Origin of the sequence: Pedobacter africanus, assembly GCF_900176535.1 — a bacterium.
GTDB lineage: Bacteria > Bacteroidota > Bacteroidia > Sphingobacteriales > Sphingobacteriaceae > Pedobacter > Pedobacter africanus.
On the sequence record NZ_FWXT01000001.1, the window covers coordinates 2386851 to 2406623 of the forward strand.

At 44.6% G+C, this 19773-nt stretch carries 13 protein-coding genes and 2 tRNA genes; 6 read left to right on the top strand and 9 right to left on the bottom strand.

Annotated elements, in window-relative coordinates:
* Positions 1–30 precede the first annotated feature (30 nt).
* Complete coding sequence (locus tag B9A91_RS09835) at positions 31–2754, top strand: amidohydrolase family protein (RefSeq protein ID WP_084238162.1); 2724 nt, start codon at positions 31–33, stop codon at positions 2752–2754.
* The gene (locus tag B9A91_RS09840; protein ID WP_084238163.1) at positions 2747–4057 is read left to right on the top strand and encodes an amidohydrolase family protein; all 1311 of its coding nucleotides are present in this window, start codon (positions 2747–2749) and stop codon (positions 4055–4057) included. Before B9A91_RS09835 ends, B9A91_RS09840 begins: the two co-directional genes overlap by 8 nt.
* Before the next feature lie 69 nt (positions 4058–4126).
* Here B9A91_RS09840 and B9A91_RS24120 read toward each other — a convergent pair.
* Together B9A91_RS24120 and B9A91_RS24125 are read right to left on the bottom strand one after the other, a co-directional pair.
* Positions 4127–4271: transfer RNA gene (locus B9A91_RS24120), tRNA-Asp, on the bottom strand.
* 76 nt (positions 4272–4347) lie between these two features.
* Positions 4348–4455: transfer RNA gene (locus B9A91_RS24125), tRNA-Asp, on the bottom strand.
* 154 nt (positions 4456–4609) lie between these two features.
* On the opposite strand from B9A91_RS24125, the gene B9A91_RS09845 reads away from it, so the two are divergent.
* Positions 4610–5083 carry an Lrp/AsnC ligand binding domain-containing protein gene (locus B9A91_RS09845; protein ID WP_084238164.1) on the top strand — a complete coding sequence of 158 codons (474 nt, stop codon included), beginning with the start codon at positions 4610–4612 and terminating at the stop codon, positions 5081–5083.
* 6 nt (positions 5084–5089) lie between these two features.
* Here the strand turns inward: B9A91_RS09845 and B9A91_RS09850 are convergent, their stop codons facing one another.
* From B9A91_RS09850 to B9A91_RS09865, 4 genes are all read right to left on the bottom strand, one after another.
* Positions 5090–7405 carry a Tex family protein gene (locus B9A91_RS09850; RefSeq protein ID WP_084238165.1) on the bottom strand — a complete coding sequence of 772 codons (2316 nt, stop codon included), beginning with the start codon at positions 7403–7405 and terminating at the stop codon, positions 5090–5092.
* Positions 7406–7542: 137 nt separating this feature from the next.
* Positions 7543–8529: a pyruvate dehydrogenase complex E1 component subunit beta gene (locus B9A91_RS09855; RefSeq protein WP_084238166.1), complete on the bottom strand. Its 987-nt coding sequence runs from the start codon at positions 8527–8529 to the stop codon at positions 7543–7545.
* Between the two features lie 157 nt (positions 8530–8686).
* Positions 8687–11542 carry a PD-(D/E)XK nuclease family protein gene (locus B9A91_RS09860; RefSeq protein ID WP_084238167.1) on the bottom strand — a complete coding sequence of 952 codons (2856 nt, stop codon included), beginning with the start codon at positions 11540–11542 and terminating at the stop codon, positions 8687–8689.
* Positions 11543–11544: 2 nt separating this feature from the next.
* A complete protein-coding gene (locus B9A91_RS09865; RefSeq protein WP_084238168.1) occupies positions 11545–14763 on the bottom strand; it encodes a UvrD-helicase domain-containing protein in 3219 nt (1072 codons plus the stop codon).
* 65 nt (positions 14764–14828) lie between these two features.
* Between B9A91_RS09865 and B9A91_RS09870 the strand changes: the two genes are divergently transcribed.
* The gene (locus tag B9A91_RS09870; RefSeq protein WP_084239662.1) at positions 14829–15323 is read left to right on the top strand and encodes a thioredoxin family protein; all 495 of its coding nucleotides are present in this window, start codon (positions 14829–14831) and stop codon (positions 15321–15323) included.
* Positions 15324–15332: 9 nt separating this feature from the next.
* On the opposite strand, the gene B9A91_RS09875 is transcribed toward B9A91_RS09870, so the two are convergent.
* The 3 genes from B9A91_RS09875 to B9A91_RS09885 are packed head-to-tail and all read right to left on the bottom strand — an operon-like array spanning position 15333 to position 18488.
* Positions 15333–16112, bottom strand: coding sequence for a tRNA threonylcarbamoyladenosine dehydratase (locus B9A91_RS09875; protein ID WP_084238169.1), 780 nt, complete (start codon positions 16110–16112; stop codon positions 15333–15335).
* A gap of 3 nt (positions 16113–16115) precedes the next feature.
* Positions 16116–16772, bottom strand: a complete 657-nt coding sequence (locus tag B9A91_RS09880) for a TatD family hydrolase (protein ID WP_084238170.1) — start codon at positions 16770–16772, stop codon at positions 16116–16118.
* Positions 16773–16781: 9 nt separating this feature from the next.
* The gene (locus B9A91_RS09885) at positions 16782–18488 is read right to left on the bottom strand and encodes a glycoside hydrolase family 3 protein (RefSeq protein ID WP_084238171.1); all 1707 of its coding nucleotides are present in this window, start codon (positions 18486–18488) and stop codon (positions 16782–16784) included.
* A 302-nt stretch (positions 18489–18790) separates the two neighbouring features.
* Here B9A91_RS09885 and B9A91_RS09890 point away from each other — a divergent pair, with 302 nt between their 5' ends.
* Complete coding sequence (locus B9A91_RS09890) at positions 18791–19405, top strand: porin family protein (protein WP_084238172.1); 615 nt, start codon at positions 18791–18793, stop codon at positions 19403–19405.
* Positions 19406–19552: 147 nt separating this feature from the next.
* Entirely contained in the window at positions 19553–19726 is a 174-nt protein-coding gene (locus tag B9A91_RS24225) for a hypothetical protein (RefSeq protein ID WP_200815627.1), read from the top strand.
* Positions 19727–19773: the final 47 nt, after the last annotated feature.

Here is a 19773-nt window from a genome sequence, read left to right on the forward strand (position 1 = left end):
AGATTTAGGTGTTATCATCTAAATTCTTTTATGAAGAAAATCCTGCTTCTCTTTGCCGGGGTATTTGTTGGGACAAGCCTGTTTGCCCAGCAAACCTATCCGGTTAATGGCACCTATGACATCAGGCAAGGCCTCTATGCATTTACCAATGCCAATATTGTAGTTAGTACCCGTAAAACCATAAGTAATGGAACTTTATTGATTAAAGGCCAAACGATACAGGCTGCCGGCAATGGCATTTCTGTTCCGAAAGGCTATGTGGTTATTGACCTGAAGGGAAAGTTCATCTACCCTTCACTAATTGATGCCTTTACCTCTTATGGACTCCCGGAGCCTACCCGTACGGGAACGGCTGGCCGCCAATCTATCTTCACTTCTACAAAAAAAGGTGCCTATGGCTGGAACGAGGCAATCAGGCCTGAAACCCAGGCCAGTGCTTTATTTTCGGCCGACAGCAGGAAAGCGGCGGAGCTGCGCAAGCTGGGCTTTGGCAGTGTAAATGTGATTAACCGCGACGGTATAGCGCGTGGCACATCAGTGGCAGTTACGCTAAGCGATGAAAAGGAGAACGGCAGCATACTCAATGCCCGCTCGGCCGCCAACTACTCCTTTAATAAGGGAACCTCCCAAAATGATTACCCAACATCCCTGATGGGCGCTATCGCCTTGCTGCGCCAGACCTATTACGATGCACAATGGTATGGCAAGCAAAAAGAGGAATACAACATTTCCCTGGAAGAGTTCAACAAGCAGCAAGATATTCCGCAGATTTTTGAGGCCGATGGCTGGCAAAATATCCTCCGTGTAGATAAGATAGGAAAAGAGTTTGGCCGGCAATTCATCATCAAATCCAATGGCGACGAATACCAGCGCGTAGCTGCAGTTAAAGCAACGGGTGCCGGCCTGATCATCCCGGTAAATTTTATAAAAGCCTACGATGTAGAAGATACTATTGAAACCCGCGACATCAGTCTGGCACAGATGAAAGCTTGGGAACTCGCACCAGGCAATCCTGGTATACTGGAAAAGGCAGGGATCAGATTTTCCATTACTACCCATGGGCTGGAAAACACCAGTGATTTCTGGCCGGCGATGGAACAGGCTATCAATAAAGGGTTAACAAAAAAACAGGCCTTAATAGCCCTTACAGAAATTCCCGCGGCCATGCTGGGCATAGCCGATAAAACCGGCACCCTGGAAACAGGAAAACTGGCCAATTTTATCATCACATCAGACAGCCTTTTTAAAAAGGAAAATGTGATTGAGGAAAACTGGGTGCAAGGCAAACGTTTTATACTCATTAATAAAGATGCAGAAAAAGACACCTCAAGACTTGTGCTGAAAAAGACCGAACCACTAAAAAATGAGCCTGCCGGACCGCTGATCTACCCCTTCACCGCTTTTGGTAACAATGTCCCCTTAAAACAGGAAAGCGTTTTATTGAAAAATGCAACTGTATGGACCAATGAAAAGGAAGGCATCCTGCAAAATGCCGATGTACTTATCGAAAACGGAAAGATCAAATCGGTAGGAAAAAACCTGAACCCGGGAAATGCGAAGGTAATTGATGCCACGGGCAAACACATCACTCCGGGCATGATAGATGAACATTCGCACATTGTCATGACCGGGGGTATCAATGAAGGCGCGCAGTCTTCTTCAGCAGAAGTACGCGTGGGCGACATCATCAACTCTGAAGACGTCAACATTTACCGACAGCTTGCAGGTGGGGTTACCACCTCCCAGATCCTGCATGGTTCTGCCAATCCGGTTGGCGGGCAATCACAACTCATAAAACTGCGCTGGGGCAAACTACCCGAAGAGCTTAAGTTTGAAGGCGCCGATGGGTTCATAAAATTTGCGCTGGGCGAGAATGTAAAGCAGAGCAATTTTGGAACAGGGGCACGTTTTCCGGTAACCAGGATGGGCGTAGAACAAACCTTTGTAGATCAGTTTACCCGGGCCAAAGCCTATAAAGCTGAAAGGGCTAAAAAAGGAAGCAATGTGAGGCGAGATCTGGAACTGGATGCCATAGCCGAAATCCTGGATAACAAACGTTTCATCACCTGCCATTCTTACGTGCAGTCCGAAATCAATATGCTCATGAAAGTAGCCGATAGCCTGGGCTTCAAAATAAATACCCTTACCCACATATTGGAAGGTTATAAAGTAGCCGACAAGATGAAGGCGCGTGGCATCAATGCCTCTACCTTTTCTGATTGGTGGGCCTATAAAATGGAAGTAGCCGAAGCCATACCCTACAATGGTAAGATCATGCACAACATCGGTATCACTACCGCATTTAATTCTGACGATGCGGAAATGGCCAGACGCTTAAACCAGGAAGCCGGAAAAGCGATCTTGTATGGCGGCGTTCCGGAAGAAGATGCCCTTAAATTTGTAACCTTAAATCCAGCTAAAATGCTGCATATAGACAGTAGGGTAGGCAGTCTTAAAGCAGGTAAAGATGCGGATGTGGTCATCTGGTCAGACCACCCCCTCTCTATTTATGCCAAAGCAGAAAAAACTTTTGTAGATGGCATCGCCTACTGGGATATGGAAAGAGATGGCCAAATTAGGGCTGCACAAAAGCTGGAAAGGGCCCGCCTGATCCAGAAAATGAAAGAGAGCAAAGGCCGCGGGGCCAAAACCCAAAAGCCAAAACCAGAGGCCCGGCGCGAATTTCATTGCGAAACCGTAGAAGACTACTCCCTTGAACTGAACGACCTGGAAAGGAGCCACAACCATGAATAAATACATTTTAAGTCTGTTAGGTACTGCCCTGGGGCTAAACTGCCTGGCACAGGCCAACATCTCTCCGGCACCAGCGCAGGATAAAAAAGTAATTGTAATGGGGGCCAGACTCCATACAGGTAATGGAAAGGTGATAGAGAACAGCTACCTGATTTTTGAGCAAGGCAAAATTACCGGATTAGGCGATGCCACTGTTGTGCGCTTAGACCCCAGCGGCTCAACCTTAATCAACGCCAGTAACAAACACATTTACCCGGGTTTTATAGCGCCGGTAACCAACCTGGGGCTGGTAGAGATCAGCTCTGTTAAAGCAACAATGGATTATAGTGAAATTGGCGAACTTAACCCGCACATCAGAGCTTTGGTTGCTTACAATACCGATTCAAAGGTGCCTGCTACCATCAGGAGTAACGGCGTGCTAATGGCGCAGATTACGCCTCAGGGAGGGACAATTTCTGGCAGTTCCTCAGTGGTACAACTGGATGCCTGGAACTGGGAAGACGCAGCCATCAGAACAGATGATGCCCTGCACCTGAACTGGCCGGTTACCCCCAAATTCAGGGGCCAGGGTAGCCGGGCGGGCGTCCCGTCGGCAGCCGAACTGAGCAGCCGCACACAAAACACCATCAATCAACTGGACCAGCTTTTTGCAGAGGCAAAAGCTTATGCTGAAACAGAGAAACCAGTTGTTGTAAATGGCCGGCTGGCGGCAATGAAACACCTTTTCGATGGCACACAAAAATTGTTCATTACTGCAAACGCACAGAAAGACATCATTAGCGCAGTAAAATTTGCAAAAAAATACAACATCACACCGGTTTTGGTTGAAGGCGATGAAGCGTATCTCATTATCCCATTCTTAAAGGAAAACAACATCAGTGTAGTAGTCAAAGAACCGCACAATTTACCCGTTATGAATGACGACGACGTAAATATGCCCTATAAGAATGCAGGGGTATTGGCCAATGCAGGCATTAATGTATCTATGAGCCTGCACAGCTACTGGCAGCTCAGAAACCTGCCTTTTATGGCCGGAACTGTAGCAGCCTGGGGGCTGGATAAAGAAAAGGCTTTGCAAACCATCACTTTAAATACAGCTAAGGTTTTAGGTATTGATAAAACCGCAGGAAGTCTGGAAATAGGTAAAGATGCAACCTTCTTTATTTCGGATGGCGATGCATTGGACATGAAGACAAACAAAGTAGAAAAAGCTTTTATACAGGGCCGGGACATCAATCTGGATAACCTTCACAAACAACTCGACAAGAAATTTAGCGATAAATATAAAGCCGGGAAACAATAGGCATAAAAAAAAACAGTGACCTCATCCAAGGTCACTCGTTTTTAACTAACTTATTATTCATAAAAAAACTGGCTGTTGGGGAAGGAGTCGAACCTTCAAGGGGTAGTTAGCTACAGTTCAAAAATTAATTTGTGGTCAACCCATAAACTGCGTTTATCCATTTATCCCCGCCACCGAGACAAGAAGGCGTGTCTGCCAATTTCACCACCCAACATTCTGTTAAAGTACTAAATTTTATTAAGAAAAAAGATTTTTGGTTTAGGTTGATTAAAAATCTTTTTTCTTAATAGCTGTAGGGGAAGGAGTCGAACCTTCAAGGAGTAGTTAGCCCTTACGGGTTTTCCATATTCTCCACCACCGAGACAAGGAGGTGCGTCTGCCAGTTTCACCACCCTACAGAGTATAAGCAAATGTTAAAGAACTATATTTTTTGTTACTTGCTTGATACAAATGTAACAACAACCCAAATACGTTACAAATATTTTAATCATTTAATTTTATTTTTAGCATATTTATAATTATATTTGATTATCGTTAACAAATATCAAAATCATGCTTAGAAAAGAAAGCCAAAATTTAGAAATTGATAACCTGGATATCGACATTTTAAAGCAGTTGATGCACGACGCAACCAAACCCTATACTGAAATTGCCAAAGATCTGATCGTTTCGGGCGGTACAATACATGTTCGCATGAAAAAGCTTCAGGAAATGGGCATCATCAGGGGCTCACATTTAATCATTGATCCGCAAAAGGCAGGATATGACGTAACTGCCTTCCTGGGAATTTATCTGGAAAAAGGGATACAATATAAAGATGCTGTAGCACAGCTCAGCAAGATTAAAGAAGTAGTAGAACTTCATTATACTACTGGAGCATACAGCATGTTTGCCAAAATTATCTGCAGGGATACCAGTCACCTGCGCCACGTGTTAAACGAAGAGATACAGGCCGTTCCGGGTATTCAGCGTACAGAGACGCTGATTTCGCTCGAAGAAAGTATCAGGAGGCAGATAGAGTTATAATAGATTCTATTTGAACATATCCTTTAAAGCCTGCAGCTTCAACTGTAAATCTCCATCAGGCAGTTTTTCTTTTTGTCCAGCTTTTGGATTATGCTGTGGTTTAAGCGGCTTTTTATGCTGTTGAGCCCCTACAGGCTTGGCAAACTTTTTAGACTTGTCTGCCTGCTTATGCTGGTCCCTTTTAGGCTTAGCGTCCAATTCCTTTTTCATCGACAGGGAAATTCTTTTCCGGGCAACATCCACTTCAACAACAGTAACCTCAACTTTCTGATGTACCTTCACTACATCCGCAGCATTGGCCACAAACTTATCAGCCATCTGGCTGGTGTGGACCAAACCGTCCTGATGCACCCCGATATCTACAAATGCGCCGAAATTGGTAATATTGGTAACAATACCTGGCAGCTTCATGCCTACTTTAAGGTCGGCAACTTCATTTACTCCCTCTGTAAAACTAAATACTTCAAACTGCTCACGTGGGTCGCGGCCTGGTTTTGCCAGCTCAGCCATGATGTCGGTCAAGGTAGGTAAACCAATGTCATCACTTACATATTGCTGTAACCTGATCTGCTTTTGTAACTCCGTATCTTTCATCAATTGGCTGATGCTGCAATTTAAATCCCTTGCCATTTTATGCACCAAGGCATAGCGCTCAGGGTGTACACCACTTGAATCCAGCACTGCTTCAGCATTTCTGATCCTCAGGAAGCCTGCCGCCTGCTCAAAGGCTTTATCGCCCAAACGCGGCACTTTCCTCAGACTTTCCCTGTTTTTAAACGCACCATGCTCATTACGGTAGGCCACTATGTTTTGTGCCAGTTGCGGCCCCAAACCAGATACGTAAGCGAGCACCTGCTTTGAAGCGGTATTGAGTTCAACACCTACGGCGTTTACACAACTCATTACGGTATCATCAAGCGATGCCTGTAACTTATTCTGGTCCACATCGTGCTGGTACTGCCCCACACCTATCGATTTAGGGTCTATTTTCACCAGCTCGGCCAGTGGGTCCATCAGTCTGCGACCAATAGAAACTGCTCCCCTTACCGTAATATCCTGATTAGGAAACTCTTCACGTGCCACTTCCGAGGCGGAATAGATCGAAGCTCCGTTCTCGTTCACCATTACTACCACTACCCCCGGAATGTTCAGTCTGCGTACAAATACCTCCGTTTCGCGGCCAGCCGTTCCATTACCTATTGCCACGGCTTCAATTTCATATTTTGCACAAAGCTCGGTCAGTTTATCGCCAGCTTTCTTAACATTGCCTTGTCCTGTATGCGGATAAATGGTGGTATTTTCCAATAACTTTCCCTGCTTGTCCAGGCAAACTACTTTGCAGCCCGTACGGAAGCCGGGATCAATGGCAAGCACATTCTTCTGGCCCATTGGCGCAGCCAGCAAAAGCTGTCGCGCGTTTTCTGCAAATACCCTTATGGCCTCTTCATCCGCTTTTTCTTTCGACAGGTTGCGGATCTCTGTTTCCATTGCCGGGCCCAACAATCTTTTATAGCTGTCTTGTACAGCCAGCTTAACCTGAGCTGCACAAGCATTGTTTCCTTTAACAAATTGGTTTTCCAGGATTGCAATTGCCCCATCTTCGTCGGGCATCGCATCAAGTTTTAAAATGGATTCATTCTCGCCCCTTCTTATGGCCAATACCCGGTGCGAAGGTGCATTTTTCAATGGTTCTTCCCAGTCGAAATAATCTTTGTATTTAATCCCTTCTTCTTCTTTACCTTTAATAACAGTGGATTTAAAGACGGCTTTTTGCTGGAAGTAGCTCCGCATCGCCGTCCTTGCCTCGGCATTTTCATTTACCATTTCGGCAATAATGTCCCTGGCTCCCGCCAGCGCTTCAGCAGTAGAAACCACACCCAGCTCATCATTCAAAAACTTGCCTGCTTCGGCTTCAGGATCTGCTTTAGCCTGCTCCAAAATAAACAGGGCCAAAGGCTCCAGTCCTTTCTTGCGCGCTTCAGAGGCCCTGGTCTTACGTTTAGGCTTGTAAGGCAGGTAAATATCTTCTATGGTAGCAATGTCAGTAGCTGCGTTAATCTGGCCTTCCAGTTCGGGGGTTAGTTTGTCCAGCGCAGTCAATGCCTTCAAAATAGCCTCCCTGCGTTTATCCAGCTCTCTTAATTGCTGAAATCTGTCGCGGATACCCGCTACCTGCACTTCGTCTAAACTTCCAGTCACTTCTTTCCGGTAACGTGAAATAAAGGGAACTGTAGCCCCTTCATCCAGTAATTCAATAGTAGCGATAACCTGCTCTTCCTTTACCGCCAGCTCGGCAGCAATGATTCTAGAATGATTGCTCATTTAATTTCTGTTTGATATCCTAATTGCCGCCAAAATTAATCCTAACAATTGACATCCTCAAATAAATATATTGTTAACAAAAAATCCCCTAAGGCCTACCCAGGGGATTTATATTTTTTGTTGCAACAGGGCAACGCTTATTTATTTACGTACAATACCTCTTTAACTGCTTTTACTACTCTTTCTGCATTAGGTAAGCTTGCAGCAATTAAGGTAGGCGCATAAGGAAGCGGAACATCTGCACAGGTAATACGCAGTACAGGAGCATCTAAATAATCAAAAGCATTCTTTTGAACATTAAATGCAATTTCAGAAGAAATTGAAGCCAATGGCCATGCCTCTTCTACAACTACCAGACGGTTCGTCTTTTTAACAGACTCAATGATGGTAGCATAGTCAATAGGGCGTACTGTACGCAAATCGATCACTTCAACATTGATTCCTTCTTTGGTCAGCTCTTCTACGGCAGGGTTAACAACGCGGGTAAGCATTTTACCAAAAGTAACGATGGTCACATCAGAACCTTCCTTAACCACATTTGCTTTGCCAATTGGCAGGTAGTACTCTTCTTCAGGAACTTCGCCTTTGTCGCCGTACATTACCTCCGATTCCATGAAAATAACCGGATCAGGATCTAAAATGGCCTGTTTAAGCAAACCTTTGGCTTCGTAAGGCGTAGAAGGAACTACTACCTTTAAACCCGGACAGTTGGCATACCAGTTTTCAAAGTTCTGAGAGTGCTGGGCACCCAGCTGACCTGCATTACCTGTAGGTCCGCGGAATACGATGGGCACAGGGAACTGTCCGCCGCTCATGGATAACATTTTAGCTGCGCCGTTAATGATCTGATCTATAGCAACCAGAGAGAAGTTAAAGGTCATAAATTCTACAACCGGAACCAATCCGTTCATTGCTGCGCCTATTGCTATTCCGGCAAAGCCCAATTCAGCAATCGGCGTATCAATTACACGCTTATCGCCAAATTCATCAAGCATACCCTGACTAACCTTATAGGCACCATTGTATTGCGCAACTTCCTCGCCCATAAGGAAAACGTTTTCATTTTTACGCATTTCCTCGCTAAGGGCCTCACGCAAAGCTTCTCTAAATTGAATCTCTCTCATTGTATATTCAAATATTAACTGGCGCAAACTTATATAAAATTGCGTTCAAATGCAAGTTTATCCATAGCCCTGAAACCTTTAAAAACAAAGTGTTAAGACAGGAAATATATGTTTTGCAAGTCTATAATTTTAACGTGTTTTAATTACACTATCGCCCCTACTTGCCAAATAAAGTTCTATATATAGAATATTTATAATTGTCTTCTACCAGGCTCGATTTAAAATAAGGCGCTTCAAAAAGTTCGGTAAGTTTTTCTTTGAGTGCCGATATGAACGCTGCCTTGGCTTCTTCCAGATAAGTGCCGGATAAACTTTGCCTGCCCGATTTAAACCACACCCCTTCCTGGCTCATGGTTTTAACCACATATAAATTCGGTTCAACTGCAGTTTTACCCGAAAATTGTTCATAAACGTAGGTGTAGAGCAAAGTCTGGATCAGGGCTTTGTTGATGTACTTACCATCAGTATTGAACAGTTCAGGGATATCCTTATAGGTCAGTTTATCGCTACCCGTTTTATAATCAACTATCCGGGTAACACCCTCTTTTAAATCTACCCGGTCAATAATTCCTCCTATCCTGATGCTGGCCTCTTTTCCATTGAGCGGGAAACTGATGTCGGCCTCCACCCATTGCTCCAGGCTTGCAATGCGAAAGGGGGCTTGGGTTTCATCCTGGTTAACAATGATTCTTACATAAGCTTCTACAATGGCCAGTATTACCTTTTGCATTCCTTTAAAAGCAACCGCCTTATCCGGGTTGTTGAATATCACCGCAGCAAAGGCTTTTTCGGTCAATGCAGGAATGTCTTTGCTTTTTGCCTTGAGCAGCGGGGCGGTAATTTCCTGGCCAATGCAGTCTTCATAAAAATATTCCATTACCTTGTGCAGGATAGAGCCTACCTCATTGGCCTCTACCACGGCTGTTACCTCTTTAGGTTCTTTAATGCCGGCAATGTAATTGAAAAAGAAATCTATGGGGTTCAGGATGTATTGCGTTAATGCAGAAGGCGAAAGCGTTTTATTTTTATCCAGGTACCGTTGCAAACCAGCCTGTATCGCTGCATTTCCTTCTTTTTTGATTTGCACCTCTTTAACCGGCTCTGTTCTTACATTCAGATCAAGACTGTAATAACTGAAATCAAAGCCGCTTTCGTAGGCCAGCTGTTTTAAGATCCGGCTCGGCTCGCCCGAAGTAGATTCATCTGTAAGGCTGTTGTAAACAAAATTGATGTTTTCTGCCCGCTGGATTAGCCGGTACACCATATAAGCCGAAATGGCATCCTGGTTTTCCAGCACCGGCAAGCCATATACCCTCCTGATGCTGTCGGGGATAAAACTGTTTCCCGCAGATGATTTAGGCACAATACCCTCGTTAAAGCCCAGCATCACCACCTTATCAAAATTAAGGTTCCTGGTTTCCAGCAAGCCCATCAACTGGATCCCCTTTAAAGGATCACCTGAAAGTGGCACTGCAAGCCCCATAATTGCCTTTTGCACCAGTGAAATAATGAAAGGAATCTCTTCATGCCCTACATCCCGCCCAAAAGTGTCGTACAATCTGTTCAGCTCCTGTATAATTTTAACGAAGAGTTCCGCATCAATCTTTTTTAATGCGCCTGCATTGGAAAGCCTTGCCAGCACAAAATTACAGAGTTCCAGCAGCTGTTCCATTACCTCACCTGCATGGTTCAGTTTTTTGAAAAACACTTCGAACAGGCCTTTCTGGTTAATTAAACGGGACTGTGAAATTTCAACTTCCTTCTCTGTCAGCAAAGCCCTTTTAATCTTATCGCGCATAGCATGGCTCAGCCCGGTTAGCGGGTGTGTTAAAAAGGCCTCTACATTTTTGTAAGACAAGCGCCCGGTTTGCTGAATCTCCAGCTGACAGCCGCTCCAAAGATCTATCAACCCGTATACACTGGAAGCCGCCAGGGCAAAACCCATTGTAACGTTCAGCTCAACCTCCTGCCCGTTATAAGTGGTTGGAATGGTTTGTAATGCTGGAATCAGCAGGCTCTCATCTGCCAGCACTACAGCAACGGAGGTTTCCTTACCGGTGCCGGTATAATCCTCTTTTAAAATGGCATTCAGTATTTTGGCCTGCGCGGCCTGCCCCTGCACACTGTAAACATTTACCTGATGTTTTTCATTCCGCATTAAACTGGAGCTGTTTTCAAAAACATTTTTTATCCCCAGTTGATGAATGTTCTTTCTTAAAAACAAGCCAGCTTCCTGCAAGGGATCGTCCAGGTAATAGCTATCGGCATCAAAATAAAACAAGGCCTTACCCGCGTCCTGCAGGTTTACAAAAATCCGGGCCTCTGCATTGCTTAATGCATTAAAGCCAGCAAAAATGACCTTTCCTTTTTCAAAGTCCGCCATAAAGGCCTGCCTTGCTGCATTGCTCTGGGCCAGTTCCCTGTAAATCATCCCATTGGTGATATAGCCCTGCGTTTTTAATTCGTGATGAAACTTATGGTAAAGTTTAGGCATCCTGCGCCACATCTTTATAAAGAGCTCCTGTTGTCGCTTATGCTTCCCTTCCGAATAGGAAGTCCAGAACTGAGAAAGGTACTGGTACTGCTCCGGGCTCAGGTAGTCAAAATCCTTATTGATCACAGAAATATCTTCCAGATCGCGGTAAATCTTGTCCGCATCCACCAGGTCGATATCTATCTGCGAGAAATCGGCGAGCATGATCTTCGCCAGCGGAAAGAATTTATTACCCGAAATGGGATCCAGTCCCTCTTCCCGGAGCAGCTGGTTATAAATTCTGTGCAGCGTAAAAAACTGTATATAAAAATCGGCTAAACGGTAATCGGTCGATTTTGCAAAAAACTCCTGTACAGTAAAAAAGGAAGGACTAAAAAAAGGCTTTTTAATGAGATCGGCCAGGTGTTTCTGTAAATAGGCCGCCGGCCTTTTATTGTTAAAAATGATGGCACAGTGCTGTAGGCTGCTGCCAAACTTTGCAACCAGATCTTCTGCTAATTCCTGTAAAAATGGCTTCATACTTAAATAGATTTCAGTTGTTTGGTAACCGCGTAAAACAAATAACCCTTTACTTTGCTGTAACCCATTTCGGTAAATAAAGCCTTGTAACCCTGTACCTGCGCTACATGCTCCTTTGTCTGCTCCAGAGTAAATTTATAATCAAGGATGATGACCTCATCGCCAGCCAGGAGTACCCTGTCCGGCCTGTGCATTTTCCCCTCAGCATCTATGATGTTCTTTTCTGTGATGCTTTCAGGAGCCTGGTTTAATACCGCCCGCAGTTCGGGGTGATTTAAAACCTCCTGCACAGCCGTTTTAAGCTCCTCCATTTCCTTTTCTAAAATAGTACCCTCCAGCAGCAGACCTGCCAGGTAGCGATCTATTTCCTGTCCCGTCCCCGCATTGGCCAGTACATCATGAAGTAAAGAGCCCCGGCGGCCCGACTTCTGAATATTTAACACGTGCTTTAAATGCTGTTCCTGATCGGGTACATAGATCTCAGCTAAACGGCTGGTGGTTGGATAATGATCCAGCTCAATCTGCCCTGAAAGATTAGTTTGCCCCAGGCGTGCCGGAACTTCATCTACAATCTCATATACATTGTTTTCGTCAAAATCATGTTCAAAGGTCATATTCAGCACATCGCCAATAGTGCTGAGTTTTGTGCTGTCCTTTTTTGCCATTGTAGCGATGTACAGATAATCGCGCGACCTGGTCGTGGCCACATATAGCATATTTAAGGCATCCATATGGTTGTACAACAGCTCTTCATAATAAGCTTTTGCAACCGCAGAATTACTAAGCGTCTCATTGTATTTCAGGGGAATACCCCGCAAAGCTTCAAAAGCGGTGTCTGCCGATGACACCCAGAAAACAGCATTTGCTTTACCTTTGATTTCCCAGTTACAGAAGGGAATAAATACAGCCCTGAAAGCAAGCCCTTTTGATTTATGAATGGTGATCACCTGTATGGCATCCGCGCTTTCGGGTGAAGGCAGGGATTTGTTTACCCCTTCTTCATCCCACCAGGTTAAAAAGGACACAATCCCCTTCTCTCCCAGTCGGCTTGCATTGGCGGCGAGGTCTCTGAAGGCCAGCAGATAAGGAAGATGGGCCTCCATTTGGCCCAGCCCATAACTATCTATCAGGATCTCTACCAGCTCTGGCAGCGGCAGCTGCATCCAGCTTTGCCAGTTTTCACACAAGGAAGCCGGGAGCACAGCTGTGAGGCCACTAAAGGAAGTATGGTTTAAATTAAGGTAATGACTGGCATCTGGTGTGATATTTTGCAAGGAATTGTACAGGGCAATACAATTAGCTTTGTAGAGCGTAGTTTCACTATCCAATCCAATCAGGGCTTTCATCGTATCTATAATCAACCGAACCCCTATGTTGTTGGAGATTTGTAGCGCCTCGCCCGAGATTACCTCTATACCCTGGGCCATCAGCTTTTTAACTGTGGTTACGGCTTCGGCATTGGACCGTACCAATACAGCAATGTCGCGGGCGGCATAGCCTTGGTCCGCTTTGAGCCGGGCGATCTCAGCAATCACTTCGTTCAGGGCAATATCCCTGAAAACCGTTTCCGTGAAGCGCTGCTCTTCAGCGGCGTCATCTTTACCTATTTTCCTCACTTTAATGGTACCTCCAATAGGCGTTTTGGGCGCAAGCTTTTGTGTGGATGTACTATATATGTCTGTAATGATGCGATCAAAACCTTGCCCCTGCCACCATAACCTTAAATCTTCCGGTTTTCCTTCCAGTCCCTGGTTCAATTCATTTTGCAGCAGCAAAGGGATGGATTTATAAATGAAATTATTAAAAGTGATGATATGCTCGGCGCTTCGGTAATTTTCTTCCAGGCTTTCTTCCAGCACCCGGTCTGCACCAATGTCCAGTTTCGCCTGCCGGTGCAGGATATTCCAGTCACCATTACGCCACCTGTAAATCGACTGCTTGGTATCCCCTACAATTAAGTGGTCTATCAGTTCCCCGCTCGGGGTGGCAATGGCATTGGCAAGCAGTGAGCGGAAGCTGTTCCACTGACTGGTCGAGGTATCCTGAAATTCATCAAACAAAAAGTTACGGTAGCGCGTACCTACTTTTTCCCAGATAAAAGATGGATTATCACCTGCTTCATCTGTAATTCCGGTGATGAGCTTTTGTGCATCGCTGATCAGCAGGTTATCGTTTTCTTCCCTGTAAACTTTTAATAAAGAAGCAACCTCCTGCATCAGCCGCAGGTAGTACAGGTTTTTACTGAACGCAATAGCCAGGGTATAGTTGGGCAGATGCGTTAAATAATATGCTCTTATAGCTTTAAGTATCGGGTTAAGCTCCTGGTAAACGGCATCAAAACTTCTATTCTTCTGAAACCAGGTATCCGGTTCATCTATAAAATTAAAAAGGGGCTCTATTTTAGAAAAATCGCCGTTAACGATGAGCGGGATTTTGGCCAGGGGGCTTACAGATTTCCGGTTCAAATGCTCCTTCTCTACCCCAAAGCGATTAAATATTTCCTGTGCCTTTATGGCCAGGCTGGTCAGTTCTTCTTCAAAGTTTTTTGCTGCAGCCCTGGTAATGCTGATGTAATGTTTAAACAGGTCGTCTATGCTATCAGAACCAAGTGCATCAATGGCTTCTTCAAAAACCTGGAAACGCTCCTTAAAGATCTCCCCTATAAGGTTGTACAATTCTACCTTATAATTCCAGCTCTTGTTGTCGTTTATCCTTTCTATGGCCAGATCAATGATCCATTGCAGCAATTGTTTGTTATGGTCCAAAGCCTCATCCAGCTTGCCTACCAGGTCATCCTTCACCTTATCGTAATTCATTTCCAGGCTATAGCCTGCATCAAGGCCGAGCTCAAAGGCAAAACCCCGGATCACCTTCTGCACAAAGCCATCAATAGTACTCACCGAAAAGCGGCTGTAGTCGTGCAGTATCTTACGGTAAATTTTGTCTGATTTTTCTTTCAGGCTTACCGCATCGAGCGAGGGATTGCCTTTTAAAATGATATCCCGGTAGCTGTCAAACTTTTCATCGCCACTGGCAAAGCCATGCAATACTTCCAGTATTCTGCTTTTCATCTCTTCGGTAGCCTTGTTCGTAAAGGTTACGGCCAGGATTTCCCGGTACTTGTTCTCACCCGACAAGAGTAAGGTAAGGTAATGCGCTGTTAAACTGAATGTTTTACCAGAACCGGCAGATGCCTGTAGTATTTTTAATGGCTGGGGCATGGACGAAAATAAAAAATAAAGTGCTTACCTTGTACATTCATAAAAACACTAAAAATTTATTCAAAATGAAAAGACTGCTTATCGTTGCTTTACTGGCAATTACGACTGCCACCTTTGCGCAGGAAAAAAAAGAAGCTGTAAAAATTTACAATCCTGGAGCCAATGCAAGGGCCGACATTGATGCGGCCGTGGCCAAAGCCAAAAAAGTAGGCAAGCATGTATTTGTGCAGGTTGGAGGCAATTGGTGCGGCTGGTGCATCCTGTTCCATAAACTGGTTGACGCTACGCCTGAACTGAAAAACTACTTAGATACCAATTACGAAACCGTGCTGGTAAATTACAGCCAGGAGAATAAAAATGAAGCAGTGATGGCCAGTCTCGGCTTTCCGGGAAGGTTTGGCTTTCCTGTATTCGTCATCCTAGACGGAAACGGCAAGGTAATCCACATTCAGAATTCTGCCTATCTCGAAGAAGGTAAAGGCCATGATGTTAAAAAAGTAATGGACTTTTTAAAAGGCTGGACCTTTGCTGCAGTGCAACCTGCAAATAACAAATACTAGGAGCATCCGTTAATTCTTCTTTTTTTTCGGGGAAGCAATCCGTTTAGGCCTTGCCGCCATGGCTATGGGCTGACCAAGCAGATCCCTGATGACCACAGATGCACATACCCCACCAAATGCTGCAGGCAGGTAAGAGATGGTGCCATAGGCCGAACGCTTAAAGTTACTCCCATCTGTCATCACAAGGGAATCTTTAGCCACAGGCTCAATGGAAAATACAGCTTTTACCTGCTCATAGTTTCGCAGCTTCTTGATGCGTTTTCTTACATACTGGGCAAAAACGCATTGATAGGTATCTGGCAGCCAGGTTACCCTGAGTTGTGTAGGATCCATTTTCCCGCCGGCTCCCATAGAACTCACAATAGGCATGTTCTTTTCCAGGGCGCTCGACAGCAGGATAACCTTAGGGGTAATGCTGTCAATACAATCCATAATGTAGTCAAAGCGCAACTCCATCAGTTCCCTGCATTTCTGAGGGGTTAAAAAATCTCTGATCACATGTAGTTTAAGCTTCGGATTGATGGCCAGCAAACGCTCCTGCATAATATCCGCTTTGCTTTCCCCATGATTGGTTGCCAGGGCGGGCAATTGCCTGTTGCGATTGGTAGGGTCAACCACGTCACCATCAACAATGGTCATTTCTCCTACACCAGAACGGCAGATAAACTCCGCGGCAAAAGATCCTACACCACCAAGGCCAACTACCAGCACGTGTTTTTGCTGCAATAGATTGATCCCCTCATTTCCGACCAGCAATGCAGAGCGCGATAACCAGTTTACATCAGACATATATTAAATGAGCTTTATTTTTTTCCAGCTGGCAAAAATAAGTGCTTTTATCTCTGCTACAGTGGAGTTTTTTAAATTCGCCGCTGCCTGGTAAATTTCCTCAATCCTGCAAGCGGCATCGTCGGTTTCCAGAAAAAAAACAGCTGTATGTTTCAGCAGGCTTGCAGCACCTGAATCTGCATTCAATATTGCCTTTCCAAAAGAAAGGTAAAAACCCTTGGACAGCAATTGCAGGCCAAGCTCCTGATGTTTATTAAAGCCATGGATAATGAGGGGCACACTGGGCTGCATTTCCTTCTTAAGGGCCATCAGCTCATCGTAACACCTTACACAATGCAGGATTACCGGCTTTTGCAATGCTTCGGCAAGAAGGATTTGCTTTTTCAGGATCAGCAACTGGTGCTCCAGCGTTTCGCCTTTTAAACGGTCTAAGCCACATTCGCCGATCAGTTTAACGGCGGGTCCTTTTGCAAATTCCGCCAGCCGGTCATAGTCGCGCTCAAAATTTCCGATAGTCGCAAACCAGGGATGCAGGCCTGCCGAGCATTCTTTACCTTTCTGCAATGCTGGCAAAGCATCCCCTGTTAATGTAAGACTTAAAATACTCCGGATTTCCGGATCTTTACTGTCCTGATGGGTATGGATATCTAAAAATTGCAAAGCAAAATATTATAGCCCGTCGCCATATTTAAAAAATGTATTTACGGTTACCGGCAGTTTCCCTGTTGCTACAACCTGGTTTTTAAGGACTAATGCAGCGGCTTTTTGCATAAAGTCTTCCTTCTGATAGGCAACAACAAGGCCTTTACTTTGCTCCAGGCCAGGCAGGGCCGCCAAATTATACGGATTGGCAAATAAGGCAAAGATGGCGTTGCTTAACGACATATCTTTGATAAACATCTTCAGGTCGGCACTCAATACCATACCATTCCCAGGCCTGGTCCGGGTGTCATGAATACCGATGATAATCTGGTCAAAAGCTTTCAGATCGCGCAACACCTTTGCGATGGCGTTGGCATTGGCATTTTTATCCAACGTATAAAATATGGCATTTTTATAATATTCACCCAGCTCGCGCTGAAAAGCGGTTACTTCTGGTGTACCTATACTGATGATGACAGTTCGTTTGTCTGCGTTCAGTTGCCGGATATTATCTTTCCCTCTCAGCACGGTCATAGACGCATTTGCCAGCTGCTGCAGCAGCGCCAGGCTTTCCGGTCTGTTTACTTCGGCAAATACATTGTGTTCATTAACGGTATCTTTAACGTTCAAACCCGCCCAGTATTTGGCGGTAAGGATCTTTTTTACACTTGCATCAATCTGTTCCATTGGAATGCGGTCTTCCCTTACAGCTTTACGCACCAGTTTGATGGCCCGGGCACTGTTTTCCGATAACTCCAGGATGTCATTCCCGGCAATGACGCCCATTACATCTGCTTCGCCATCCTTAAAATGTTTCACCACCCCATTCATGCCCATGGCATCAGAAATTACAATCCCCTTAAAGCCAAGCTCTTCCTTCAGCAAACCCGTAACAATTGGCCTGGATAAGGTTGAAGGCATATTAGGTGTATTGTCTAGCGCCGGAATATTCATGTGTGCAATCATTACCCCGGCGGCGCCCTGGTTAATCAGTTCTTTAAAAGGATAAATTTCCAGGCTGTCCAGACGGGCCTTGGTAAATTTCAGCTGCGGCAGGTCGTAGTGCGAGTCTACATCGGTATCGCCATGGCCCGGAAAATGTTTAATACTCACCAGCAGTCCCCCCTCCTGCATCCCTTTCATATAGGCTGCAGCCTTGGTGGCCACATTGTACTTGTTCTCTCCAAAGGAACGGAAGTTGATTACCGGATTTTTAGGGTTGTTATTCACATCCACATCCGGTGCCAGGTTCATGTGCATCCCTATCCTTCTGTAATCTTTGGCTACCTCAAGCCCCATTTTATAGAGCAGGTCTTTATCCTGTACCGCCCCAAGCGCCATCTGGTAAGGATAGGAAATGGTACTGTCCAAACGCATACCTAAGCCCCACTCCCCATCAGAAGTAATCAGCAAAGGAACACGGGCCAGTGCCTGATACTTATTGGTCAGAATGGCCTGTCTGCCCGGACCTCCCTGGAAAAACACCAGGCCGCCTACGCGTTCTTTTTTTATCACCATCCCTATAGAATCTTCATAAGCCTTTCCAAAATTGGTATGTGCCCTCACAAAAAACATTTGTGCAATTTTTTGTCGCCTGTTTAACTTTTTAAAAACAGAGTCTACCCACTCATTAGGTTCCTGAAGTGTTTGCAGGTAGCTTTTTGTCTGAGCTATGGAAGTGCTTATACTAACTATTAGAAAAAAAGAGGCTATAAAAAAGTGTCTGAAATTCATTTGTATGATGCTGGTTAAACCTCAAAGTTAAGGATTTTTCCATTTTTGTGACCTTATAAAAAACTGAGGTATGCATAAATATGGCACTTAGGTTAGCGACGAGCGGAGCCCCAGTAATTGTATCAAATTTGATACAATTCTTGTAAAATGGTAGCCCCGCTAAAAATTCACCCCCTTTTGTTTTAAAACACCTAATTAACTGGTTGTAAAATAGTTTTTCACCTGATTTCTTAAAATCTGAACCTTATTCTAAAAAGCTGGCACATTTCTTTCACATACCAGTTTATTAAAACATACACAACATGAAAAAATTAGTTATCCTGGCCATAGGCCTATTTGCAGCAACAGCTGCCAGCGCACAAAGCCCGATCAGATTGGGTGTTAAAGCGGGTTTGAACTTGCCAAACATCATTAAAGATGACGGGAACAATGATTTTAAAACAAAACTGAACCCGGGATTTAATGCTGGTGTTACCTTAGATATCAACCTGATCAAAGGGTTAGCCTTTACTCCGGAGTTATTGTATTCTACCAAAGGCTATAAAGCAGAAACCCTGTTTGGCGACTTTACGCAAACTACCAGCTTTATTGATATTCCTATCCTGGCCAGCATCAACCTGGGAGGAAGCGGGTTAAACCTGGTAGCAGGTCCTCAGGTTTCCTTTTTGCTGTCTACCAAAAATAAATTCGAAAATGGATTTGGAACAGCCGAACAGGAAATTATCGAAGATAAATCTGACCGTTTCAAAAAGAGCCTTGTTGGTGGTGTAATCGGTTTCAGATATGATGTAAACGAAAAAGTTGACATTCACGGCCGCTACGCTTTAGACTTTCAGAAAAACAATGAAAATGGGACCCGGGAAACTCCTGAATATAAAAACCAGGTATTTTCTGTGGGACTTGGTATAAAATTCTAAAGACCCTATATCCCTTCCATATTCCCTATGGAAAATCAGGCCCCGGATGCTGTATTCAGCACCGGGGTTATTTTTTATTAAAACATATCTTTTTAACCGGTGTTATACAAATGATAATCATCTGTTTATAAACTACAAGATATGACTATGAAAAATCAACCCAATCAAAAGAATACGGCGCGCGCGCAGGGAAAGCCAACATCAGACCGAATGCACCATAGTGTAAAGTTAGACAAGAAACAGCAGGGAATTACTAATGGCGGCGGACAGCAGTCTGATCAGACCTCTAACAGGGACAACCAGCGTAAAAGAGAAAATTAACTGAGGATAATATATTCCTGTTACCAAAAGGCATCCTAATAGGATGT